The following is a 23,062-nucleotide window of genomic DNA, read 5'->3' as shown; positions in this document are numbered from 1 at the left end:
CCAAAAGGTACATCATATAAATATGATTGCCATTTATAGAGCACCGTGTCATCATATTAATGGATGTATTTCAAAAAAATATAAAAATTATAGTCTCTTTTTCATGTTCTGTTGGGCGTTTTATGTAAAAATGGTGATTTATAGATTATGGCATAACAATAAGGTTAACATGGTTGATGTAGTGGAAGAGTCTGATACCAACTCAAACTTCACTTTTCTGACAGTGAAAAAGTAAGTATAAAAGCTATTAAATGAACAATTTCATAATTCGTTGTTTAACCTAAAAACACGAACATCTGATTTAAGTGAACTCTGTTTAACTCCATTTCCTATGGCACATTTTGATGGAGCGAAAGACAGCGACTTCTAAGGGAAAAGCAAATTAATCATGACCCCGTACGACTGAGGAGGAGGTTTCATGCTTGCCTCGGAATGCGTTCGTCTGAAGAGGAAACGAAGATCATATTATTTATTCAAATCAAAAGTGTAATGTTCGTAATTTTCAATTAGAAAAGCATTTATGAAATTGATTCAAATGTAAATTATTAGGAGATGAATTAGTATGTATGAAAAACAACAGAAAAGCGTTTTGATTCTATCTGCAAATGCCTATGGGGATGGACATAAACAAGTCGCTAATGCAATAAGTGAAGCGGTTCATCTTGAGATACCGAATATCAACCCAATCATTGTGGATATTATGCAGTTAATTCATCCACATACGAACACATTGAGCAGCTACTTTTACAAAAATAGTGTAAAAAAATTCCCTGCAATGTATGGTTTTTTATATAGAAAAACCCGATTGAGAAGCTCATTTTCAGAAACAATAGGTACCATTTTGTCATTTGGTATGCGGTCATTGCAAAAGATCATTGAAACAACTCAGCCAGTAGTTATTGTCAGCACATACCCATTTGCTGCGAGCATTGTTTCTAAATTAAAGGAACATGGTCTGATTGACATCCCAGCAATCACCATTATTACAGATTATACGAATCATTCATTTTGGCTCTATCCATATACTGATAAGTATGTCGTAGCATCGAAGCAAATTCGTCAACAGTTAGTGGAACTGGGAGTAGAGGACTATAAAATAAAAGATACGGGAATTCCTATTCGGAAAAGCTTTGATGAACATCAATCAAGGGAAGCACTCTCATTAAAATACGGAATAGACACACAAAAGTTTACCTTATTAATCATGGGAGGAGGAGATGGATTTATTGGTAAGGGAATAGAAGATTTCCTTGCGATGTCTAATAATATGCAAATCATTATTGTGTGTGGACGAAACGATAAATTGAAAAAACGATTAACTGCTAAGTTTGAGTCAAAAAATGATGAAATTATCGTCATGGGTTTTTGTGAAAAAATGCAAGAAGTGATGGCTATTTCGGATTTAATGATTAGTAAACCGGGCGGTGTAACAGTGTCAGAAGCGATGGTCATGCAACTACCTCTCCTTATTTATAAGCCATTACCTGGCCAAGAGGAAGATAATACTCAATACTTATTGGATTCTGGACTAGCCTTTTTTGCGGAAAATGAACAAGACCTATTTAGGCAAATTAATCAAATTATCGCAAATCCAAACGAATTAATGAGCATCAAAGAAAAATATAAAAGCGGGCATTCTAAATCTTCTACAATGGGAGTGATAGATGTCATTAAACGTGAAATGGATCCAAGTAAAGACATGCAAATTTATAGTCCTTATAATTGTTTCAAATATAGTTAAAGTAAGAATGGAGGAAGTAAAATGGTCAGTCGAATATTGAGGATCTTCCTTACTGTTCTATTAATGTACACTGTATTGCCATACATTTTGACCTCTGTATTAGGTTTAGGGGTGACAAAAAAACGAAAAAGTAGTGGGAAAATAGCCATTACTTTTGATGATGGTCCCAATCCAATATATACACCAGTGGTATTAGATGTTTTAAAAAAGTATGATGTACAGGCAACATTTTTTGTACATGGCTCTAAAGCGGCAATGCATCCGGAACTATTATTAAGAATGCAACGAGAAGGACATCTTATAGGCATACATAATTATGTACACCGTGCCAATTGGCTAATGAGCCCTTGGGGAGTGAAAAAACAACTAGACCAGAGTTCAAAGATTATTGAAGGGATAACTGGTACAAAACCAATTTACTATCGACCGCCATGGGGGCTAGTTAATCTCTTTTATCCAACTCTTTTAAAAGACTATAAAATCATTTTATGGTCCGTTATGGCAAGGGATTGGAAAAGTGTTGGTGGTAGTGAAAGAATAAAAAACGAACTTCTCACCAAAATAAAAAAAGGTGATATCATCCTATTGCATGACAATGGTGAGACATTTGGTGCAGATTTAGATGCCCCCAAAAACACCATTCAAGCTTTAGATGAGGTTCTTCAAGAATTGGTTCCTAAAGGCTATCAATTTTGTAGGGTAGATGAATAACTGCAAAGTCCATGTGATTTTAAAATGAACGACTGTTATCTAATGGTTAAACACACCAACATCATATATTGCCACATACATTCCGCAAATTGTGAAGCAGTGGCGTGGATGGAGTTAGTTTAAGAAATTATTCTAGAACGGATTCTTTTAAAAGGAATTCGTTCTTTTTTATTGAAATTAAACTAATACATAGATTTTATAAAGGAGGAATAATAATTCACGATTGTTTCAAATAGGGGAATACTATAGTACATAGTTCAAACATTGCACCATCAAGTAAATTAATAAGCCCTCGTCCAATATTGAAAGATAATTTCGAGAAAGTTTATCCTTATTATACACGCTGGAAAAATGGTGAATAAGGTATCAGCAAGGAAAATACTGCTATTACGGTAAATTCAGTTTTATCATGGCAGCATAACAACAGTTGCATTAATTGGTGCTAGGCTATTTAGCTATAATGAAAAACAAGCATATATTAGGGAGAGAAGTTTATTGAATATTTCTCAAATCAAAGAAGCATTATTTAAACAAGCTACAATCTTTCAAACAGGTGGAATCCAACCAACAGAGGAATTAGGAGAAAGTTGGATTGGTAAGGTTTTATGGGGAAAGGAAGGAGAAACGATACCATTCAATTTTGATCCTATTTGCACAATATTTTTAAATAAATTACCCTATGTACCTAAGGAATTAATAAGCTATCAATTATTAACAATTTATATGGATTTCAATGTATTTAATAATCTAAATTTAGAAAATTTGGTTTCGTTTTTTAAGATAAATTGTTATTCAAATTTAGATGGATTACAAAAAATAAATAAACAATCTACAAGTTTAAAACCTTTTCCATTAACTCCTTCATTTATTGATAATGATACACCTTCTTGGCAAGATTCTGATAGCATTGATTCTGAAATAGAAGATATAATATTACAACTTGAAACAGAGTGTGAAATAGAATATTACGAAGATATTGTAGAAAAAATATATTCGACTCATAAAGTTGGGGGGTATCCTTCTTTTACGCAAATGGAGTCTCTTTTGGAGAAGATTACCCATTTGTATTTCAAATAAGTTCTGATTTTAAGGCTCAATTCAATATAGTAGATAGTGGCAGTTTCTATTTTTTCTATAATCCAGAAAAGCAAGATTGGATTGTGTACTGTGATTTTTATTAGTTAAAGTTATTAGGGTTAATAACTTTAAAAAGGGAATTATTTATAGGACAGTAATAGCTGAAAGTGTATTTAGTCATACATATGAACTGTACTCCTTTTTATTGAGTTAAAAGGGCGTAGTTCCAAAAGAGATTAATACCCTTTTTGTTGAAGTAATAGAAATAAACAGGGGTATAGGTAGATAAGGGAAAGAAAGCCATACTCGAGTGGTAAAAATAAGATGAACTTTAATTTGAGGGAGGTAGTAAGTACAGTGGTTATTAAAAACCTTACAACCAATGAATATTTCGAATTAGAAGGCGAAACATACTTAGAATTATTTGATCAAGATATTAAAGTATATATAAATCAAGAATCAGATATCGAATACGCAGAACTATGTTTAACTTTCTTAAATACTTTAAGTGAAGGTCTTATAGATGAAATTTGTAAAGCATCTATTAGATACTGTAATGAATTTCTTGATGATATTGGAGAAGATATTATAGAGTTTTCTAAACCGACAGATGTTTTATCTCATATTACACCAAATACTATAAGTATTCCGAAATCTAAAAATAAAACTGAACCTGTCATTGATTTAGAATTAAATTGTAAATGGGAAGAAGAACATGGTATGCAATGCATTATTCGCAACGGGAAAGCTACGTATGTTGGTCCGTATTATGGATTAAATCCATATGGAGATTGTGATAGAGAAGAAGATTGGAATTATGTTTAATATATGATTTGATTCATTATACATTAATATTGTGTTTAAAGAACATTATTAATAAGTTCGGATTTTTAATTACAACACGTTTTATTTATAAAGATGTATTGGGGTTAAGTGATAACTAAATAGTAATATAAGTAAAAGAGTAGCTATAGCTACTCTTTTTAGAATTATTTATTCTATTTCTTTAATGCGGTCGATAAAAGGTTTTTCATAAATTATCCCATTGTTAAATAATTCATCCGAAGTTTTAAATGCTTGGGTAAAAGAATCTCTTGAACGTGTGAGAAGAAAGCTTTTTTCTTCAGGTACTCTACTGATCCACCATTCTTCATCTTTATAATCGAATGCTAATTCTTGCCCTTCCTCAATGGCTTCTTTAAATTCTTTCCATACCTTTTCATCCATATAAATGCCTCCTAATACCATTCTGTTTTCATTAACGGATTGAGTTGATCGAAGAAGGTTAAAATAACTTAAATGAATCAATTTCATAATGCAAAATTCATATAAAATTTACGAACATTATGATAGTCAATTTTGTTCATTGTGGAGCAAAAGACGGCGAGTCCTCGAAAATGCATTCGCATTTTCTTCGTGCGGTGCTAATTCAAGGAAGCTAATTCAATGTCCTACGGGAAAAGCTTGAGCTGAAAGCCCCGCAGGAAGAAATTCTTTTGTTAAAAAGAATTTCTTGCGACGAAGCTTGCGAAGCGATGCAGGAGCACATCTTTTAAGGAACAAAGCCTAAGAACGCCACGTCCTGTGGCAACGGCTTCGTGACCAACATCGTGTTGGCCCGAGGAGATTGAAGCCAAGCCCCGTGGAAAGCGCTGTCTGAAGCGGAACATCCAAATCTGAATATGGTAACTATCGCAAATCTATAAAAGAATCCTTTTTGTATTATTTTTACGAAAAGGATTCTTTTAATTTGCAAAAAAGTTAAAAATAAAATTCTCATAGTAAATGTAATCTAAAAATTATCATTAGAATTATAAACCTCGCCAGTCTAGATAAAAAATAAAATTCTGGCTTTTAAGGAATTTTAAGAAATGGCTTTTTTATTAAAAACTCGAACAGAAAGCAACAACATTAAAACAATTAATCCAATCGCAATTGTGTAGATCCATGTATATTCATCAGTCTCTACAAGACCTTGTAATAGATTATTACTATCTGAAGCTAGTCGTAGAATGTTGAAATCAGCAGCTTTCGGAAAAATAGATACAACAAACCAAACTATTACAAAGAATGCTGTCCAAAGTAAGTTTGCATAAATAGATTTGAATAACACGTTTCCAAGTAAAATAACAGAGATCAATACTAGACCAAATAACCATAAATTACCGACAGCAAGACCTAAATGTTCGACGTGGTCATTTTTCCAATAATACCATGTGTAAAAATATGTCACTGCAAACGAAAACCAGTACATAACAGTCCATATCAGCATAGCAAAAATGGTCTTCGCCAATACAACTGTACTCCTACTTAACCCCTTAGTAAGTAAAATGATCAGTGTACCTTCAGTACGTTCATGAATTAAAGTGCCAGCAAATAATAAGGCAACAACGAATAGTCCAATTTGAGAGAAGTTTTTGAAAAACTGTGCCCATGAATCGAGTGCAGTAGCATCAGGAAAACTCTCCGCAACTTCTTTTGGCAAAAATTGAGCCATTATATCTGGCATAAACTTTGCTGTTAAAGGACTTAGTATGGAAAGAATTAAAAACACAGTGACAATGATTAGAAATTTATAAGTTTTACTGAATTCCATTGTTTCCTTTTTAAATAATGCGATAAAAGAATTCATCTGCTCACCTCCAAGAAAATTTCATCAAGGGATGGTTGAACAACCTCAATGGATGTTGGATATAGATTCAGGGAATTACATTGAGCGAATAATTGCTGTTGCGTTTGAGCAAGATTCTTTACTTCAATTAACAAGATATTTGAATGCGATGTGATTTTTTCGTTTAAATCACTTTCTTCAATAAATTGTTTCGCTTGCTCTTCATTATCAAATAATACGCGGATTTGCTTTTTACTGTATGTTTTCATAAGCTCTGATACGCTACCTGAAACTACAAATTTTCCATTATGTAGCATAGCTACTTCATCACAGATTTGCTGAGCATCATGCAAAATATGAGTAGATAATATGACAGTTGTTTCATGTTTGATTGATTGCAAGATATCTAAAATCTCTTTTCTACCTATTGGATCAAGCGCAGAAGTAGGTTCATCGATAATAAGTAGTTTAGGCTGATGAATGAGCGCTTGAGCAATTCCAAGACGCTGTTTCATACCACGTGAGAATTGTTGGATTTTCTTTTTGTTATTTGTAAGGCCAACAAGCTGTAAATATTTCGTCGCTCGTTCTTTTCGTAAAGCCTTAGGCATTCCTGTAATTTCTCCATAAAGCATTAAATATTCAAAAGCAGTCATGTAAGCATAGTAAGCTTGTACATCTGGTAAATAACCAACATAACGATTTGTCGGGGTATCTCCGTAAATAACTTCTTCATCAAATATGCGAATCTTACCACTTGAAATAGGGAGGAGTCCTAAAATCATTTTCATTAATGTTGTTTTACCTGCACCATTTTGACCTAGCAAACCAAAGATTTTTCCTTCTTCTAAAGTGAAGCTAATATTGTCAATTACTGTGTGTGTGCCAAACGATTTTGACAGATGATCTAGTGTTAAAATACTCATGCTTCGCTCCCTCTTCCAAATATAAAGTATACGATAGGGCCAATTAGCTGAAGGAATAGTACGATGACAACCCACATCGCTTTATTGCCAAATCGATAATTCGGGTGTTTTAATACATGAACCAATGCAACAATTGCAAGCGTAAATTCCAAAATAATTAAAGGGATAATAAGGGGTAATGCTTCTTGTAACGTCATATTAATCACATCCTAACTTATGTTTTAAATTTGTAAGCATCGCATTGACATCAGCACGTTCAAGTAAGGTCTTGAAATGTGGATTATTAGTTATACTCGTAATCATGCTTGTTTTGATTGTATGTTCATCACGAGGTGCATTGGGACCAAGATCAAGTTCTCTTGCAAGCCATTCATCTATTAAGTCAAAAAATCCATCACCATGTAATGTGAAAGGAAATTCAATCATGTTACACAATTGAACATATTTTTGTATCATCTCAGCAGCTTTGTCCTCATTTTGTTGCATCATATATCCTTGAGCTGCGGATAAATAGAAAATTAAAGCAGCATTGTAATGCAAATTTTTAACATCAAATGCATTGATAATTTTTTCCATTCGATTAACAATTTCATCAAACTGATTTGAATCATGAATATGCATCATTAAATAATTAGGTGCAATTGATAAAATGCCAATTACATATTGATACATACTTACTTGCAAAGTTTCTTTTGCTTTTTGAGGATTTTGTAGCAATTGAAATGCAGTTGCTACAATAATTTCATTTCCCGTATAAAGTTCAACATCATCACCGAGCAATTCTAAAACACGTTCAGGTTGTTTCAACATTAGCTGACAATGTGCTTCAATTGTTCTTGCTTGACGAATATGTCGTAGATCATCAGAATTTTGTTCAATCCGATGACATAGCCTAATCGCTTTATTAATTACATCTTGCTGTTTTTCACCTGCCATTGACTGATAGTTCAGTAGTAATATAGCGATTTGCATTAGTAAGGGAAAACAAGAATAGTATTCATCGATAATGGATTGAATACGGGAGTATACCTCATCAAATGGTTTTGTAGCAAATTCTTGAGATAATTCAATATACAACTTCTGAATATCTTCTTTTGTCATTTGTGGTTTATAGCCAAGTAATTCATCAATCGATAAATTATAATAGGTTGCAAGTTTTGGTAACAATAAGATATCAGGATAACTCAGGCCGGTTTCCCATTTCGATACAGCAGCCTTTGAGACACCTACATATGAAGCTAATTGATCTTGTGTAATCCCTTTTTGCTTGCGTAAAGCAGAAATGGTATTTGCAAACTGTAATTCTTTCATTTTCATCAACTCCCTCATATGTTCAGTATATCCATGAAACAAGGATAAGGCGATGGAATCATAGTAGAATTTAGTTGAAAAAATCAACTGATGGGATACTGTATATAAAATTGAGACTATGTTCATTATAATTACTTTTAAAATTTACAGTTATTAATTATTTTAACGTATGATAGACTTAAATTATAATTTTTTCCAATTTAATCATAGATTTATCCAAATAAAGAAAAGAAGGTAATTCTATTAAATTAAGCAGAGGTGATATTTTTGAAAATTGATCATTTAGTAGTCAATGTAGATAAAGAAGTACAAGAAGATCAAGACATGGTCACTAAAATTCATTCAATGGGGCTTCCTTATAAACCTAAATGGGGAAAGGGAACAAAGGGATTTAAGGTATCAAATATTTGGATTGGGAATGAGTATTTTGAGCTTGTTCGTATTAAAACAAAAGATGGCGGAGGTTGGATTAGTAATTGGACGACAAAATATCTCAACGGACATCGAGGCCTAATTGGGTTCGCACTCGAAGTAGATAATATTGACGAGACCTATCAACAACTTCGAAATCTCAACATAAACGTTACTACTCCATAACCTTTAAAGTTTCGCTGGTTTTTCAACCTTTTAAGCAAGACAATGCCTTGGCGGAACTCCTATTTACCTGAATTCAAAGGGTTGCCATTTCAATTTTTTCTTCAACAATTGAACGACGAAAAATCAAAGAACTTTATGGAACAATATATGGTTCCTAATAGTCGTGAAAATGATATTAAAGGCATTGTAGAAGTAATCATATACGGAGAGCTACTTAAGGAAGATAAAAAAATATTATTTGCTTTGTTTAATGACTATGAGGAAAAAGAGGATTCAATAATCATTTATTTAGGAACACAAATTATCCGTTTTATTAATTCCAATACTTATAATGTGGAAATAATTTTGGATTGCTGTAATCAAGAGTTTAGTAATAGTAAATTAGAATTTAATAACATTAGCATTCTAAGTAGATCTTATGATGTTAGTAATTTGAGTATCCATGCTAAAAGAAATATTAACGAAATAACGAAGTGATATTTTCTAATCGGAGGTAAGATCAGTGAAGAATTTAAAAAGGCTGAATGCAGTCGAAGCAGCCCATCATTTTATAGATAAACATTTTCCAAATTGCCAAGGCTCAGTATTAGCTGGAAGTGTAGTTCGCGGTGAGGAAACAGAAACATCTGATCTCGATATTGTTATTTTTGATCAAAATATTCGTTCATCCTATAGGGAGTCTTTAATTGAATTTGGTTGGGCTATTGAAGTCTTTGTACATAATCTATTCTCGTATAAGCCCTATTTTGAAAATGATGTTAAAAGAGCGAGGCCTTCTTTACCTAATATGGTTTCAGAAGGGATTATTCTAAAAGATGAGGGTGTAATGAGCTCAATCAAAAAAGAAGCGAATGAATTATTAGAGAAGGGCCCAGAGGAATGGACAGAGGAAACGATAAAAATAAAACGCTATTTTATAACAGATACACTGGATGATTTTATCGGTTGTTCCAATAGAGCAGAACAATTATTTATTGCAAATACACTTGCTGAAATGGTAAGTGAATTCATTTTAAGAACAAATCGTAAATGGATTGGTACATCAAAATGGGTAGTACGTTCATTAAAAAATTATGATGAAGAATTCACCCATGATTTTGTCTATGCTTTTGATGTTTTTTATAAAACAGGTGACAAAAGTATAGTAATCGAATTGACAGAAAAAGTTTTGAAACCTTTTGGTGGGAAATTATTTGAAGGTTTTGCACTGGGAAAAGGATCGCTATAGCTTTGAAAATAAAAACAAATTTAATAATGCTGGATTATGAGTAGTTATCAAACCAATAGATAGAAATGGTTATTATTTAAATTAAATATAGTAGCCATTTTTGTTTAGATAATAAATCAAGAAGCTTGAGCTGAAAGCCCCAGAGGAACCAAGTGATGACATTGTAAAAGTAAAATAATGAAAATTTATTATAAAAATCCTATATAGCTATCTTTGTAGATGTGGAATTAGCGAAAACTCCTGCGGGAAAGCGAGACAGGTGAGACCCCGCAGGGAACGAAGTGAGCGAGGAGGCTCAACGCTCGCCCGCGGAAAGCGAAGCTAATTCCACATCCTGCAGATGCAAATTAATACTATTAATCATCGCATTTAACACTTTACAGTACCCTGATTGTAGTGACAAGGAGATTGAAGCCAAGCCCGTGGAAAGCGCCGTCTGTAGCGGAACATCCAAATCTGAATATTGAAAAGTAAATGTGTTGAAATGTTCGTACTTATAATCCAAAAATGGATTTATGAATATATTAAATAAAAAAATACTAATTATTATTCGTTTTTATTCTCAATATTAAAAAATACCTTATAAGCGATTAATTTTCAGGAATAATGGTAACTGCAATCGTATGTGTAGGAACATCAGGATTGTGATTATTTCTTTTGTAGTATTTAATCATTAAATCATTTAACTCCTGTTGGAAATTCTCAAAATCCTGCTCCCCGAGTTTCAATTCCACAAGAGAAAAGGTTGAACGATCTTCTGTACATTTTTTTTGTTTTAGTGTTGAAAGATAATTTTGATACTGTGTTAAGAGAGTAAGTTGGTAATTAGATACGTAACTCAATTTTTCTTCATCTGTAGATTTTTTCAACTCCTCCGAGCTAAGTCGAGCTGCTTCTTCGTTTAGCGTATAGTATTTTTCAGAGACGGATCTAACTTTTTTTTCTTTGATAATTTTAATAACCCCAGCATCATGTAAAACTTGAATATGTCGATATAATGTTGCCTGAGGAACATCTTTTATGATTTTTACCATTTCAAGTGGAGTCAAACCTTTTTCTTTGTTTCTCATTAGGGCTTGGGCTATTTTTAATCTGACAGGATGCATTAAGATCTCAGCTTTATTCGTCATTTTTTACTCCTTTTGTAAATAGTAAGATTTTATTTTTTTTAAGAAATTATATTATCATTATTAATAATAAAAAATATTATCATAAAATTTGGTGAAAAAACAACTGCAAATGAGAAGTCTTTGTGTTATATTATCATTATCAATAATGATAATGAAATAACGGAAGGAGAAATGAAATGAAGCTACATTATGGGTTTGAAGACTTGGAAGGTTTCGATTGGATGGCCATTTTGCCAATTGTTTTGCCAATTATGATTGTTGGTTTAATTTTGATACTTATAGCTTTGATCGATTTATATCGGCATCGAGAGATAAGGGAAAATGTTTTATTATGGACTATTGTAATTTTGTTTGTTAACACAATAGGTCCAATTTTATACTTTACAATCGGTCGCAAGGGAGGTAGAGCATAAATGAAATTACAAATAAAGAATGTGACAAAAAAGTTTAAGGATAAGGTGGCAGTTAATAATTTTTCATTGGAATTTGAAACAGGACAATGTATTGGGTTAATAGGTCCAAATGGTGCAGGGAAATCTACACTCATTAAAATTATCGCAGATATTCTAATCGCTGATCAGGGAGAAGTTCTTCTTGATGGAAAGAAAATTTCAGATATGAAGCGAGAGATTGGCTATCTTCCACAATATCCTGATTTCTTCTCATGGATGACAGCTAAAGAAATACTACTTTTTATGGGTGGCTTATCAGGTATACCGAAAAAGGTATTAGTTAAAGATATACCAGTAATTTTGGATAAAGTAGGACTTTCTAAAGAACACAATAAAAAAGTTCAAACCTTTTCAGGGGGGATGAAGCAAAGGCTGGGTATTGCTCAAGCACTTCTTCATAAACCATCTCTTATAGTCATGGATGAGCCAGTTTCTGCATTGGATCCCATAGGTCGTAGAGAGGTATTAAATTTAATTCAAGAAATTAAACATGAAGCGACTATTTTATTATCCACTCATATATTAAGTGATGCAGAAGAAATATGTGAACGATTTGTCATCATGAAAGAAGGAGTGAAAATAGAAGATACAACATTGGCAGAATTATTAAATAGAGATTATGAAACGGTCATTCATCTTGAAATTACGGCTAAAGATATAAGTTGGGTTCAGTTAATTAGAAAGTTTCATTATGTAAAGGAAGTGGAATTAATAGGGACTAGAGTAAAAATTACAATGGATAATATTCAGAAAAATAAAAATTTATTAATTCTTAATGCATTGGAAAACAATGTAGATCTAATAAAATTTGAGGTTGGTAGCACTGATTCACTCGAAGAAATATTTTTGAAAATGGTGGTGAACTCATGAATCAACAATTCTATATTTTAATGAAAAAAGAACGTGTACAACTATTTCGTGATTTTAGAATTGTCTGGATGCCACTCGTATTTATTTTTTTAGGTGCTTCGCAGCCTATTATCACATATTTTCTACCTTCGATATTAGGATCACTTGGGGGAAACCAGGGGATTACTATTGATCCTAATATGATTCAACAAGACGGAGGACAGGTGCTTGCTTCAACCATTGGTTCTCAATTTGACCAACTTGGTATTATCATTATTGTTGTTTCTATGATGGGAATTATTCAGTCTGATAAGGCTAACGGCATGCTTGATTTTGTTTTAACAAGGCCAGTAACAGTAGGCACATACATCGGAGGAAAGACGCTTTCAAGCTTTTTGTTTGTAGCTACAAGCATTACAATAGGTTATTTTATTTCGTACTTTTATGTAAGTTATTTATTTAACAGCGTTCCTTTGTCACGCATGTTAATGGCATTGGTCTTCTACCTTGTATGGGCTCTTTTTATGATTTCATTTACCACTATGATTAGTACGATATTTAATGGACAGGGAATTATTGCTATGATAAGTATTGTATTTCTCCTTATTATTCGATTAATTTGTGGTTTACATTCAATAAATGGTTTACTAACCCCTGCAGGAATGAGTCAACATGCCACTGAGTTATTAATAACAGGATCAGTTAATTCGAATCTTTACGGAAATATTTTTATTACTCTTATATGGATTTTGTTAACATTAAAGATCTCTCATTATTGGATTTCTCAAAAGAAATATCATACAAACTAACCGAAATGTTCCCAATGAAGACAGTATTGAAATAAAACTAAGAGCCTTGCAACCAATAAAATTAGTTAGGCTCTTAGTAATTGATTGTATTATTTAGATTGCTCAATCTTTTTCTTCAGCACTCTTTTTTATCATTGTAATAAATTCTGCAAAATCAGAGTTAAACCGATTTTCACAGACAAACCCAAGTTTTTCATATAAATGGATAGCTCGTTTGTTAAATGTAGCAACAGTTAGTCGAATAGGTAACTCTCCAAACCGATTCTTAATAAAATCAATAATAGAAGTACAAAATTCAAAGCCATATCCTTTACCAACAAGATGGGGATTCATTCCTAAACCCATATCGATCCAATCCTCTTTATAGACACCAAATTTGTAGCCAGCTGGTACCTTAGCTGATTCTCCAACACAAAAAAATCCAACTAATCGATTATGTTCATCAACAAGCGCATTATAAGTACCGGTAAGCATTTCTATTATATCTTCATCTGTGCAGTCATTGTTGTAGAAGTCATATGGTGGATCGTATTGCCAGTCAAGAATTTCTTTTGCAAGTGTTTCGTTCATCTCTTTTATATGTACTATCAATTTAATCCCTCACTTTTCCTCTTTTTTAACCGCGTCCTTATTCAATTTAGTACAAGTAGGTAAAGCATCAACAATGTTTTACTATTATTACTGTGCTATTATTATAGATAGAGTAATTATATATTTTTTTACTTTACATGGCATCTATTTTAGAAAGGTCGTAATATCAATGGATTCAACAAATACAACAGTAGAATTGTTAGTACAACAAGCTGAGAATGTGCTAACAAGCTTGAAAGAATTAAAACGCAGTCTTAAGAAAAAAGGCAAAGCACGTTTTGATATATATGAAAGATTTTGTGCAAATCAACATTCATTTGATGTATATACATTTATGGATCCTGAAATTCAAGAATCAGCAGAAGTTACTGCTTTCCAAAAACAATTAGAGTTATTTAGAGAAGACTTTACCATAGTACGTACAGAGCTTGATGCTGTCGTAGACATCAAACGTGCAGAAGTAGCTTATGAAGAAGTATTCACTACATATAATGTGATGGTCAATGCGCTCGGTTTCCCTGATCGAGAATTAAATGCAAAAAAATTCTAATTAGAATTTAGATCCACATACTAAGCATATTAGTATGTGGAATTTTTTTAGGTAAAACTAGGCAATAGAAAATGGAGGTTAATATCATGACGAAACGATGTATTCATCATATTTGTATTCAAACAAATCATTACAAGAAATCAATCGAATTTTATACGAAAGCATTAGGCTTCACATTAGCTCAAGAAACAAAGGATTTTCACGATCGGGCTTATAATTCATGGTTGCAACTAGGGGATTTCTATATTGAGCTACAAACTGCAAAAAAACATGAAGTGCTAAAAACGTATGATAAGCATCAAGAGGGAATTGTTCACTTTTGTTTATGGGTCGATGATTTAGAAGGGGAAGTCAAACGTTTACGCGAATTAGGGGTTTCATTTCAACAGAAAAATGGTGAAGATATTTATTTTGTTGAAAGTGGTAGTTTATGCAAAGTACAAGCACCGGAAGGAACAATTGTTGAATTACGTGATCAAAAGGGATTGTAGGTGATTGAGATGAATGACAATATTCAAAATATATTACCTCCGATTGTAAATGAATCGACATATGTACTTATTTTGGGTTCTATGCCAAGTAAACTTTCACTTGATAAACAACAGTATTACGGCAATCCACGCAATCATTTTTGGTCAATAATTGGAGAAATTTTACAAGTGGAAGTGCCTGATGACTATACAAAACGAATGGAATTACTAAAGAAACATCATATCGGTCTATGGGATACGATTCAATCTTGTGAACGCCAAGGAAGTTTAGATTCTAATATCCGTAACATTGTACCGAATAATTTTAAGCAACTTTTTATAACATTTCCCAATATTCGCTTGCTCTTGTTTAATGGTGGGAAAGCCTATTCTGTGTTCAAAAAATATATGGGTCTTCAACTATTACAAAAAATAGATTATGCAAAAATGCCATCAACAAGTCCAATACCAGGAAAGAATATTAAATCATTTGATGAAAAGGTAGAGGAATGGAGTGTGATGAAGAGATATTTATAAGGAAGATAAATGATCTTTTCATGAATGGTTTTGCCAGAAGCGAATTTAAAACAGTAACTGCAAACATTTCTGAAATTTAATATATACAAAAAAAAGCCGAGCTGCAGTTTGCTCGGCTTTTCGTATGTGCTGACAAATTCAATTTTTTAGGTGTGAATTATCTTATTACATTATTTTGAGTTTGCGCCAACTCTTCTTTCTCATCCAATAATATAAAGGAAAACATAGCAGTATTAATTACTCCAATTAATCCATAACACCATAATGGTAGATGAATCACTTCATACCAAATTATATTGATTAGGTACATACCGATAACTATAAGCAATGTATTAATTATAAAAGTAAATAAGACTTTTTTAGATACAAAGAAAGCGTTTAACTTCCAAATAGCAACAATTAAAGAAGCAATGCTCGCCATCGTTAGAGACATAATTGCAATTGATCGTAAACTTTGTGCTTGATGAAGAGCTTCAGGTATAGAAATGAAATTATTAATTATATTTGTAATAAAATAAAAACCAGATAAATAAATGGAAATTACTAAAAATGAGATAGGAATCCATTTTAAATAGATAATAGCCCACTTTTTACTTCCAATTGATTTCTTTCTTATTTCTTGTATAGATTCAGCAAGAGGCATAATAACCATGATCAAGCCAAGTAAATATAAATCAGATTGAGGCAAATGTCCTCTATAGATGTCCAATAAGAAAAGGAAAGCATCTTTTATTTCAGATAACATTAAATCTGTTCATCCCTTCGTTATGTATTACCTGTATATACGTAAAAAATTCCAATTAGTTTCAAAAAATATAATAATATTTATCTAAAGAATCAATTTCATATTTCAAAGATTTTATAAAATACACGAACATTAAATCATTTGATGAAAAAGTAGAGGAATGGCGTTTAATGGAGAAGTATTTATAACATTGAACAAAATTTAGGCAGATATCATCCATTAGTAGAACAATTAATGCAATGTGTTAATTTTATGAGGTGCTTGGTAACGGAAAGACTAATTTTAATATTATTGGAAAGCGAAAACTGACAAACAATAAGTTTGTCAGTTTTTTTGTTCAGTTAACCGAATCTCAACGACATGAACCTTGATATGATGACAAATCAAAAAAATCATGTTTTGAAAGAAATGTTCAAAACATGATTTTATATTTATTGATTTACTTCACTTGTATCGGCGTCCTGGCTATTGATTACTTGTTTATAGAACGTAGCCATTGATGTTGAAATATAAGGAGTTAGCCATAATAAGCCTATTCCTAAAGTAAACAAACATAGAATACCCCAACCAATAAAACTAAGTCCTAGTAAAAAGTATTTCCATTTATACCCGACCATTTTTCTTCTACTCTCTGATATGGCTTCAAGAATTGTATATTCAGGGTGATCACGTAAAATGTAAAATGTTTGTGAGTAAGATATGCTTTTTATTATTCCTGGAATAATTAATAACAATGACCATAAAAATACGAAAATACCTTGTAATATACTTGCTCCAATTACTTTTATTGAAGTTTTACCATTAGAATAGATTGAAAATACACTAGAAATCTTTGGATTGTCATCGCGAACTAAGGATAGATAGAACCAACATACTCCAATTGAAAGAGGAATTTGTAGTATAGTAATGAAAATATCTACAATATCTTGTGTAGTTGTTGTATCTTCTTGGTTATGCCATTCATTATACCCACCACTTAAAATAATGTTGACAATGTTTGGGAAAATAAAATACATGATAAACATGATGAAAGAAAGTAATACAACTAGTCCCCAATTTCCTTTTAAAGATTGTAAAGATTGCCTCTTAATTTCAGAAATTTTCACAAATAATCTCCTTTTGTAATATATTAAAAGCTTTCTAAATAAGTAATTATATTTAAATAAAAGCTTTCCTCATAATAATATTATACTAAAAAACTATTGTTGTATACCGGATTTTATTATTTTTGAAGTTCCTAAATATCTAAACACTATTATTTCCACAAATCTATTTACATAAGAAAATAAAATATTCTGAAAAGTTGTTGAATTTAAAATATAAAAGTGGTATTGTTAAATACATCAAAAATGAAGCTTATACTTCACATGATTAAAAATATACAGCATACACTGCATTAGGGAGATAAGATATTGTATCAAAAAAAAATACAAGAACATTTTCAGGAGCTATCGAAAGGGCAAAAAAAGGTAGCAAGTTACATCTTAGAATTTCCACATGATGTAGCTTTAAAATCTGCACAAGAAATTGGCGAGTTAGTTGGCGTGAGTGAAACTACAGTTATTCGTTTTTGCTATGCAATCGAAATGTCAGGATATAGCGAATTACAATTGAATATTCGAAATTCATTAATTCATAAGAAAAGTTCTCTAGGTAATTATTTAGCTTCGAAAGCTGAAATAGAAGCAGATGATATTTTTCATGAAAAGGTAATGAAAAATGATGCAAATAAAATTCAAGCTGTATCTGAAAGGTTAAACCTAGAAGATTTTCAAATGAGTTGTCATTGTTTACATGAAGCAAAGAAAATATATGTACTCGGTTTACGTTCCTCGTTTGCAGCAGCACAGTGGCTTGGATTTACTTTAAACATACTACGTTCAAATATTCATATGATTGAACCACAGTCTCAGGACATAATTCAACTTCTCAGTCATATGCAAGAAGGGGAAGTGTTAGTTGTTTTATCGTTCCACCGTTATTACAAGGAAACAATTGATTTAACACGAATGATCAAGAAAAAAGGTGTAACGATTATAGGGATTTCAGATGCACAGATTGCTCCGATTTATCGATATTCTGATTATTATTTTCCTCTTGCAACAGCGGAAACATCGACGATTGATTTAATGCCTACCGTAATTTCGTTTTTGAATACACTAGTTTCTGGAATGACTGTACAAGCGCCAGAACAATACGATGCTTATAAAGCACAGTACGATAGCGTTGACAGTAGCTTTTTATTTTTAGATGGAGATGATTTGGAATGAAACAACTATTAGAGGAGATTACTCCTAAGCTAAAGGAGGTTTTTTCGTATTTACATAACCACCCTGAAATTAGTTGGCATGAATATAACACGACAGCTTATTTACAGCGATTATTAGAATCATACGGTTTTGAACCGCATTTGTTAGTAGAATCTACAGGGTTATACGTAGAAATAGGATCAGGTAAACCCGTGATTGGCCTTCGAACAGATATTGATGCTTTATGGCAAGAAGTTGATGGCAAATTTCAAGCAAATCATTCATGTGGACACGATGGCCATATGACAATGGCTATTGGCACTTTACTATTACTGCAAAAATTATATACCCCAGAAGATGCTATGATTCGTGTATTATTCCAGCCAGCAGAAGAAAAAGGTCAAGGAGCGTTACATTTCATAGAACAAGGATTAGTCGACGATATAGATTATTTATTTGGTGTTCATGTTCGACCTATTCAAGAATTACAAGATGGTACATTTAGTCCAGCAATCTACCATGGAGCAGCAAGATTAATAACAGGAACAATTTATGGTAGGGAAGCGCATGGTGCCCGTCCCCATCTTGGAAAAAATGCTATAGAAATTGGAGCATCATTAGTGAATGCTTTACAAAGTATTCATATTGATCCGTTGATTCCATCTTCAATTAAATTAACGAAGTTCCAAGCAGGTTCTGCAGCAAATGTTATTCCAGGGAAAGCGGAATTTTCTATAGATGTGCGTTCTCAAAAGAATGAAGGAATTAATGCTTTGATGAATGCGTTTCAAAATGCCATCCGCGGTGTTGAATCACAATATAATATTGAAATAGACTATCAAATTGAAGCCAACATTGCTGCCGCTGAGGTTGATGAAGATGCAATGCAACTTATGCGTCAAGCCATTGTAGATACAGTTGGTGAAGCAAATACGAAACCTCCCATTGTAACACCTGGAGGAGAGGATTTTCATTTTTACACTTTAAAATGTCCGAATATTAAAGCAACTATGCTTGGATTAGGATGTGGATTGCAACCAGGTTTACACCATCCGAAAATGACATTTAATAGAGAAGCATTAATTACAGGAGTTGAAATTTTAACACGAACTGTACTAAATGCAGTGGCGTATGCAAAGAAAGAAGTGACATGTAATGATAACGTATAAAGTATTAAAGACAAATGATGAGATGGATCTAGTCCAAAAAGTAGAACAAGTCGTTTGGGGTACATCTCCGATTCCAACTCATCAAACACTAACAGCAGTGAAACATGGTGGTACCGTCATAGGTGCTTTTGATGGTGACAAAATAGTCGGCTTTTGCTATGGCTTTGCAGGATTTGAAAATGGCCAAGTTTCGCTTTGCTCTCATATGCTTGGTATTTTACCGGAATACCGTGAAGGTGGTGTTGGTGAAGAGCTGAAACGACAACAAAAACAACTTGCTACCACAATTGGTTACGAAAGAATGACTTGGACATATGATCCTTTGCAAACACGAAATGCCTATTTGAACTTAACAAAATTACATGGTGTCTGTGACACATATATAGAAGATTGCTATGGCAAAATGGAAGACGGTCTGAATGGTGGTCTCCCTTCTGATCGGTTCCAAATCGATTGGTGGATTACAAGTGATTATGTCAATCAATTTGTAAAAAAGGGATACGACAACCCAAAAGAGCTAGCAGCATGGTTATACAATGATCAACATTTACCAAACTGTGAAGATTTTGATTCCGAAGGCTTAACTGTTTTGAAAGATGTAGCTTATCTAGTACCTGTACCAGCAGACATTACTTCATTGAAAGAGCATGACTTGAATTTAGCAATCGAATGGCGTTTGAAAACACGTCAAATGTTTAAAGCATTATTCCAAGCAGGCTATGTAGCAATCGAGTTAGTCAAATCAAATGATGAACCGGTTCATCACTATTTAGTTGTGAAAAAGAATACAGTCAACATTCCACAATAGGGAGGATTTTATAAATGAAAATTCAAGAAATTACAATTCGTCAAATGAAAATGAAAATGAAAGCACCTTTTTCAACAAGCTTCGGTACATTCTATAATAAAGAGTTTCTTCTATTAGAAATAACCGATGAATGTGGGAATAAAGGATGGGGAGAATCAGTAGCATTCGACGCCCCTTGGTACAACGAAGAAACATATAAAACAAATTGGATTATGCTAGAAGACTTCCTTATTCCACTTGTAAAAGGAAAAGACATTGAGCATCCGGATGAGATCAATGAATTATTTGCATCAATTCGGAAAAATAATATGGCTAAATCGGCACTTGAAGGAGCTGTTTGGGACCTTTATGCCAAACGTACAAACCAAACTTTAGCTTCTGCACTTGGTGGCGATAATGAGAAAATTGAAGTTGGTATTAGTATCGGTATTCAAAATTCAATTGATGAATTGCTAGGATTAATAGATGAATATGTAAATGAAGGGTATAAACGCATTAAAGTAAAAATTAAACCAGGTTGGGACGTTGATGTCATCCGGGCGATTCGTGAGCGTTTCCCTGATGTACCTTTAATGGCAGATGCCAATTCAGCTTATAGCTTAGAGGATGCAGATTTATTAAAACAACTGGATGAATTTAATTTAACCATGATTGAACAACCTCTTGCTTCAGACGATATCATCGATCATGCGACATTACAAAAACAATTGAAGACACCAATTTGTTTAGATGAAAGTATCCATTCTTTAGAGGATGCACGCAAAGCTATTGAACTAGGAAGTTGTGGAATTATTAATATTAAAATTGGTCGCGTGGGCGGTTTAACAGAATCGAAGAAAATTCATGATTACTGTGAATCAAAAGGGATACCTGTATGGTGTGGTGGTATGTTAGAGTCTGGCATTGGCCGTGCACATAATGTAGCTCTTACGACATTATCAAACTTTATCATGCCAGGTGATACTGCAGGTTCAGATCGTTATTGGGATCAAGATATTATTAATCCAGAAGTAACAGTAGAAAATGGTTATATTACAGTACCAAGTGAATTAGGAATTGGTTATGAACCGAATCAAGATTTAATCGAAAACTTCACGGTAAAGAAAAAAGTATATCATTTAACAAGTCAAGAGGTGATTCGATGAAAAAAAGTATTGAAATGGCTGGTGCATTTATCGGTGTTATTGTTGGTGCAGGCTTTGCGTCAGGACAAGAAATTTTGCAATTTTTCACTAGCTTCGGTTGGTGGGGGATTGCAGGTACTGCGATTGCAACTGTATTATTTGCCTTTTTAGGAATGAATTTAACAACCTTAGGGAGTCGTTTAAAAGCGACTTCCCATAAAGAAGTGGTCTACCAAATTTGCGGAAAGTATTTAGGGGCTGCTGTTGATTTTGTTATCACCTTCTTCCTATTTGGTGTAGCAGTAGTTATGTTTGCCGGTGCAGGTTCAATATTTGAAAATCAGTTTGGTATTCCTGCAATGTATGGTAGTTTAGCAATGTTAGTTGTGACTATTTTGACATTGATGTTTAATGTTCAAAAAATTATAGTGTTGATCAGTGCCATAACTCCCTTCTTAATGTTATTAGTAGTGATCATTGCAGGTTATTCCATTTTCACAACGGATTTAACTGCTGCTCAGATGGATCATTTGGCAAAACAACAAAATTCAGGAGCTTCAAATTGGATTTTGGGAGGACTACTATATGTATCCTATAATATTGCAGCAGGAGCATCGATGCTAACAGTTATGGGCGGACTTGAAAAAGATGAAAAAGTAGCGAAACGTGGTGGGATTCTAGGTGGTATAGGCTTAGGCCTTCTTATTTTGCTTATAAATGTCGCAATATTCACAAAAATTAGTCAAGTTGGTGGCGCAGATATGCCAATGCTTCTATTAGCAACAAAAATATCACCAATTCTAGGTATATTGATGTCGATTGCTTTACTAGGTATGATTTACAATACAGCGGTGGGGATGCTTTATGCGTTTACAGTTCGTATTGTGCCAGCAGGGAGTAAACATTTCAATTGGGTAGTATGGGTAATAGGGGCAGTTGGATTTGCCTTAAGTTTTGTTGGCTTTATCCAGCTTGTAAGTGCCGTATATCCAGCAATGGGTTACTTAGGATTTGCTTTAATCATCTCTATTATTGTAGCATGGGCAATTAATGTGAAACGTTCAAAGGTGAAGTCACTTGTTGCGAAAGAAGCATAATCAAAACTTTGGTGTTTGAAAAATAATATCATGACCTGTAAAAAGACATAAAAATAAGAGGGTGATACACATTAGTCATGTCTAATGTGTATCACCCTCTTACTTATTGTTCAACAAACGCACATCGTTTAAAACTTATCGCCAAATACAAAAATCAATAAACTGATTGTAAATAATAAATATGCTATTTGAATGATTATGTACATTGTAAATTCAAAGGTTGAAAGTTTATTTTGCTTTTTAGTTTTTTCTAAATGCCTTAAATAGAAACCAGAACTAA

General features: G+C 32.9%; 27 protein-coding genes. 18 read left to right on the top strand and 9 right to left on the bottom strand.

What is annotated here, in order from left to right; translation table 11 throughout:
- The first annotated feature begins 562 nt into the window (after positions 1-562).
- The 4 genes from Q8X41_RS03630 (at position 563) to Q8X41_RS03615 (ending at position 4,354) form a co-directional block, all read left to right on the top strand.
- A complete protein-coding gene (locus tag Q8X41_RS03630; protein ID WP_397538903.1) occupies positions 563-1,741 on the top strand; it encodes a glycosyltransferase in 1,179 nt (392 codons plus the stop codon).
- Positions 1,742-1,762: 21 nt separating this feature from the next.
- Entirely contained in the window at positions 1,763-2,452 is a 690-nt protein-coding gene (locus tag Q8X41_RS03625; protein ID WP_397538902.1) for a polysaccharide deacetylase family protein, read from the top strand.
- A 495-nt stretch (positions 2,453-2,947) separates the two neighbouring features.
- Entirely contained in the window at positions 2,948-3,529 is a 582-nt protein-coding gene (locus Q8X41_RS03620) for a hypothetical protein (protein WP_397538901.1), read from the top strand.
- 336 nt (positions 3,530-3,865) lie between these two features.
- The gene (locus Q8X41_RS03615) at positions 3,866-4,354 is read left to right on the top strand and encodes a DUF6985 domain-containing protein (protein WP_397538900.1); all 489 of its coding nucleotides are present in this window, start codon (positions 3,866-3,868) and stop codon (positions 4,352-4,354) included.
- A 168-nt stretch (positions 4,355-4,522) separates the two neighbouring features.
- Here Q8X41_RS03615 and Q8X41_RS03610 read toward each other — a convergent pair whose 3' ends face one another.
- The 5 genes from Q8X41_RS03610 to Q8X41_RS03590 form a co-directional block, all read right to left on the bottom strand.
- Positions 4,523-4,756, bottom strand: coding sequence for a hypothetical protein (locus Q8X41_RS03610; RefSeq protein WP_397538899.1), 234 nt, complete (start codon positions 4,754-4,756; stop codon positions 4,523-4,525).
- A 637-nt stretch (positions 4,757-5,393) separates the two neighbouring features.
- Positions 5,394-6,161, bottom strand: a complete 768-nt coding sequence (locus tag Q8X41_RS03605) for an ABC transporter permease subunit (RefSeq protein WP_397538898.1) — start codon at positions 6,159-6,161, stop codon at positions 5,394-5,396.
- Positions 6,158-7,066 carry an ATP-binding cassette domain-containing protein gene (locus Q8X41_RS03600; RefSeq protein ID WP_397538897.1) on the bottom strand — a complete coding sequence of 303 codons (909 nt, stop codon included), beginning with the start codon at positions 7,064-7,066 and terminating at the stop codon, positions 6,158-6,160. The genes Q8X41_RS03605 and Q8X41_RS03600 overlap by 4 nt, the downstream gene beginning before the upstream one ends.
- Positions 7,063-7,263, bottom strand: a complete 201-nt coding sequence (locus tag Q8X41_RS03595) for a PLD nuclease N-terminal domain-containing protein (protein ID WP_397538896.1) — start codon at positions 7,261-7,263, stop codon at positions 7,063-7,065. The genes Q8X41_RS03600 and Q8X41_RS03595 overlap by 4 nt, the downstream gene beginning before the upstream one ends.
- 1 nt (position 7,264) lies before the next feature.
- The gene (locus Q8X41_RS03590) at positions 7,265-8,377 is read right to left on the bottom strand and encodes a helix-turn-helix domain-containing protein (RefSeq protein WP_397538895.1); all 1,113 of its coding nucleotides are present in this window, start codon (positions 8,375-8,377) and stop codon (positions 7,265-7,267) included.
- Positions 8,378-8,644: 267 nt separating this feature from the next.
- Between Q8X41_RS03590 and Q8X41_RS03585 the strand changes: the two genes are divergently transcribed.
- The 3 genes from Q8X41_RS03585 (at position 8,645) to Q8X41_RS03575 (ending at position 10,202) form a co-directional block, all read left to right on the top strand.
- The gene (locus Q8X41_RS03585; RefSeq protein WP_397538894.1) at positions 8,645-8,974 is read left to right on the top strand and encodes a VOC family protein; all 330 of its coding nucleotides are present in this window, start codon (positions 8,645-8,647) and stop codon (positions 8,972-8,974) included.
- A 135-nt stretch (positions 8,975-9,109) separates the two neighbouring features.
- Positions 9,110-9,451: a hypothetical protein gene (locus tag Q8X41_RS03580; RefSeq protein WP_397538893.1), complete on the top strand. Its 342-nt coding sequence runs from the start codon at positions 9,110-9,112 to the stop codon at positions 9,449-9,451.
- A 25-nt stretch (positions 9,452-9,476) separates the two neighbouring features.
- Complete coding sequence (locus Q8X41_RS03575) at positions 9,477-10,202, top strand: nucleotidyltransferase domain-containing protein (protein WP_397538891.1); 726 nt, start codon at positions 9,477-9,479, stop codon at positions 10,200-10,202.
- Between the two features lie 590 nt (positions 10,203-10,792).
- Here the strand turns inward: Q8X41_RS03575 and Q8X41_RS03570 are convergent.
- A complete protein-coding gene (locus tag Q8X41_RS03570; RefSeq protein WP_397538890.1) occupies positions 10,793-11,332 on the bottom strand; it encodes a helix-turn-helix domain-containing protein in 540 nt (179 codons plus the stop codon).
- 176 nt (positions 11,333-11,508) lie between these two features.
- Between Q8X41_RS03570 and Q8X41_RS03565 the strand changes: the two genes are divergently transcribed.
- Genes Q8X41_RS03565 through Q8X41_RS03555 form a run of 3 tightly spaced genes read left to right on the top strand, consistent with a single transcriptional unit; the run spans position 11,509 to position 13,442 of the window.
- Complete coding sequence (locus Q8X41_RS03565) at positions 11,509-11,745, top strand: PLD nuclease N-terminal domain-containing protein (protein WP_397538889.1); 237 nt, start codon at positions 11,509-11,511, stop codon at positions 11,743-11,745.
- The gene (locus Q8X41_RS03560) at positions 11,746-12,654 is read left to right on the top strand and encodes an ATP-binding cassette domain-containing protein (RefSeq protein WP_397538888.1); all 909 of its coding nucleotides are present in this window, start codon (positions 11,746-11,748) and stop codon (positions 12,652-12,654) included.
- Positions 12,651-13,442 carry an ABC transporter permease gene (locus Q8X41_RS03555; RefSeq protein ID WP_397538887.1) on the top strand — a complete coding sequence of 264 codons (792 nt, stop codon included), beginning with the start codon at positions 12,651-12,653 and terminating at the stop codon, positions 13,440-13,442. Before Q8X41_RS03560 ends, Q8X41_RS03555 begins: the two co-directional genes overlap by 4 nt.
- 102 nt (positions 13,443-13,544) lie before the next feature.
- Here the strand turns inward: Q8X41_RS03555 and Q8X41_RS03550 are convergent, their stop codons facing one another.
- Positions 13,545-14,033, bottom strand: coding sequence for a GNAT family N-acetyltransferase (locus tag Q8X41_RS03550; protein ID WP_397538886.1), 489 nt, complete (start codon positions 14,031-14,033; stop codon positions 13,545-13,547).
- 169 nt (positions 14,034-14,202) lie between these two features.
- Here Q8X41_RS03550 and Q8X41_RS03545 point away from each other — a divergent pair, with 169 nt between their 5' ends.
- The 3 genes from Q8X41_RS03545 to Q8X41_RS03535 all read left to right on the top strand — a co-directional run bounded on the left by Q8X41_RS03545 (position 14,203) and on the right by Q8X41_RS03535 (position 15,590).
- A complete protein-coding gene (locus Q8X41_RS03545) occupies positions 14,203-14,583 on the top strand; it encodes a hypothetical protein (RefSeq protein ID WP_397538885.1) in 381 nt (126 codons plus the stop codon).
- An 86-nt stretch (positions 14,584-14,669) separates the two neighbouring features.
- Positions 14,670-15,074, top strand: coding sequence for a VOC family protein (locus Q8X41_RS03540; RefSeq protein ID WP_397538884.1), 405 nt, complete (start codon positions 14,670-14,672; stop codon positions 15,072-15,074).
- Between the two features lie 9 nt (positions 15,075-15,083).
- Positions 15,084-15,590, top strand: a complete 507-nt coding sequence (locus Q8X41_RS03535; RefSeq protein ID WP_397538883.1) for a DNA-deoxyinosine glycosylase — start codon at positions 15,084-15,086, stop codon at positions 15,588-15,590.
- A gap of 157 nt (positions 15,591-15,747) precedes the next feature.
- Here the strand turns inward: Q8X41_RS03535 and Q8X41_RS03530 are convergent, their stop codons facing one another.
- Positions 15,748-16,335, bottom strand: a complete 588-nt coding sequence (locus tag Q8X41_RS03530) for a hypothetical protein (protein ID WP_397538882.1) — start codon at positions 16,333-16,335, stop codon at positions 15,748-15,750.
- 431 nt (positions 16,336-16,766) lie between these two features.
- A complete protein-coding gene (locus Q8X41_RS03525) occupies positions 16,767-17,441 on the bottom strand; it encodes a DUF975 family protein (RefSeq protein WP_397538881.1) in 675 nt (224 codons plus the stop codon).
- 306 nt (positions 17,442-17,747) lie between these two features.
- Here Q8X41_RS03525 and Q8X41_RS03520 point away from each other — a divergent pair, with 306 nt between their 5' ends.
- The 5 genes from Q8X41_RS03520 to Q8X41_RS03500 are packed head-to-tail and all read left to right on the top strand — an operon-like array spanning position 17,748 to position 22,782.
- Positions 17,748-18,605, top strand: coding sequence for a MurR/RpiR family transcriptional regulator (locus tag Q8X41_RS03520; protein WP_397538880.1), 858 nt, complete (start codon positions 17,748-17,750; stop codon positions 18,603-18,605).
- The gene (locus tag Q8X41_RS03515) at positions 18,602-19,753 is read left to right on the top strand and encodes a M20 peptidase aminoacylase family protein (protein WP_397538879.1); all 1,152 of its coding nucleotides are present in this window, start codon (positions 18,602-18,604) and stop codon (positions 19,751-19,753) included. Before Q8X41_RS03520 ends, Q8X41_RS03515 begins: the two co-directional genes overlap by 4 nt.
- Positions 19,740-20,561, top strand: coding sequence for a GNAT family N-acetyltransferase (locus tag Q8X41_RS03510; protein WP_397538878.1), 822 nt, complete (start codon positions 19,740-19,742; stop codon positions 20,559-20,561). Before Q8X41_RS03515 ends, Q8X41_RS03510 begins: the two co-directional genes overlap by 14 nt.
- A 14-nt stretch (positions 20,562-20,575) precedes the next feature.
- On the top strand, positions 20,576-21,706 hold the full coding sequence (menC, locus tag Q8X41_RS03505) for an o-succinylbenzoate synthase (RefSeq protein ID WP_397538877.1): 1,131 nt from the start codon (positions 20,576-20,578) through the stop codon (positions 21,704-21,706).
- Positions 21,703-22,782, top strand: coding sequence for a hypothetical protein (locus Q8X41_RS03500; RefSeq protein WP_397538876.1), 1,080 nt, complete (start codon positions 21,703-21,705; stop codon positions 22,780-22,782). The genes menC and Q8X41_RS03500 overlap by 4 nt, the downstream gene beginning before the upstream one ends.
- Positions 22,783-23,062 lie beyond the last annotated feature (280 nt).

Source organism: Rummeliibacillus pycnus (assembly GCF_044359855.1).
Taxonomy (GTDB): domain Bacteria; phylum Bacillota; class Bacilli; order Bacillales_A; family Planococcaceae; genus Rummeliibacillus; species Rummeliibacillus pycnus_A.
Note: the sequence above shows the minus strand (reverse complement) of the source record. Positions and strands in the feature narration are given on the sequence as shown.

Excerpts from the sequence above, each read along its gene's own strand:
- Q8X41_RS03630 (WP_397538903.1), top strand. The coding sequence starts at position 563 with ATGTATGAAAAACAACAGAAAAGCGTTTTGATTCTATCTGCAAATGCC.
- Q8X41_RS03625 (WP_397538902.1), top strand. The coding sequence starts at position 1,763 with ATGGTCAGTCGAATATTGAGGATCTTCCTTACTGTTCTATTAATGTAC.
- Q8X41_RS03610 (WP_397538899.1), bottom strand. The coding sequence starts at position 4,756 with ATGGATGAAAAGGTATGGAAAGAATTTAAAGAAGCCATTGAGGAAGGG.
- Q8X41_RS03605 (WP_397538898.1), bottom strand. The coding sequence starts at position 6,161 with ATGAATTCTTTTATCGCATTATTTAAAAAGGAAACAATGGAATTCAGT.
- Q8X41_RS03600 (WP_397538897.1), bottom strand. The coding sequence starts at position 7,066 with ATGAGTATTTTAACACTAGATCATCTGTCAAAATCGTTTGGCACACAC.
- Q8X41_RS03595 (WP_397538896.1), bottom strand. The coding sequence starts at position 7,263 with ATGACGTTACAAGAAGCATTACCCCTTATTATCCCTTTAATTATTTTG.
- Q8X41_RS03590 (WP_397538895.1), bottom strand. The coding sequence starts at position 8,377 with ATGAAAGAATTACAGTTTGCAAATACCATTTCTGCTTTACGCAAGCAA.
- Q8X41_RS03580 (WP_397538893.1), top strand. The coding sequence starts at position 9,110 with ATGGAACAATATATGGTTCCTAATAGTCGTGAAAATGATATTAAAGGC.
- Q8X41_RS03570 (WP_397538890.1), bottom strand. The coding sequence starts at position 11,332 with ATGACGAATAAAGCTGAGATCTTAATGCATCCTGTCAGATTAAAAATA.
- Q8X41_RS03565 (WP_397538889.1), top strand. The coding sequence starts at position 11,509 with ATGAAGCTACATTATGGGTTTGAAGACTTGGAAGGTTTCGATTGGATG.
- Q8X41_RS03560 (WP_397538888.1), top strand. The coding sequence starts at position 11,746 with ATGAAATTACAAATAAAGAATGTGACAAAAAAGTTTAAGGATAAGGTG.
- Q8X41_RS03555 (WP_397538887.1), top strand. The coding sequence starts at position 12,651 with ATGAATCAACAATTCTATATTTTAATGAAAAAAGAACGTGTACAACTA.
- Q8X41_RS03545 (WP_397538885.1), top strand. The coding sequence starts at position 14,203 with ATGGATTCAACAAATACAACAGTAGAATTGTTAGTACAACAAGCTGAG.
- Q8X41_RS03540 (WP_397538884.1), top strand. The coding sequence starts at position 14,670 with ATGACGAAACGATGTATTCATCATATTTGTATTCAAACAAATCATTAC.
- Q8X41_RS03535 (WP_397538883.1), top strand. The coding sequence starts at position 15,084 with ATGAATGACAATATTCAAAATATATTACCTCCGATTGTAAATGAATCG.
- Q8X41_RS03530 (WP_397538882.1), bottom strand. The coding sequence starts at position 16,335 with ATGTTATCTGAAATAAAAGATGCTTTCCTTTTCTTATTGGACATCTAT.
- Q8X41_RS03515 (WP_397538879.1), top strand. The coding sequence starts at position 18,602 with ATGAAACAACTATTAGAGGAGATTACTCCTAAGCTAAAGGAGGTTTTT.
- Q8X41_RS03510 (WP_397538878.1), top strand. The coding sequence starts at position 19,740 with ATGATAACGTATAAAGTATTAAAGACAAATGATGAGATGGATCTAGTC.
- menC (WP_397538877.1), top strand. The coding sequence starts at position 20,576 with ATGAAAATTCAAGAAATTACAATTCGTCAAATGAAAATGAAAATGAAA.
- Q8X41_RS03500 (WP_397538876.1), top strand. The coding sequence starts at position 21,703 with ATGAAAAAAAGTATTGAAATGGCTGGTGCATTTATCGGTGTTATTGTT.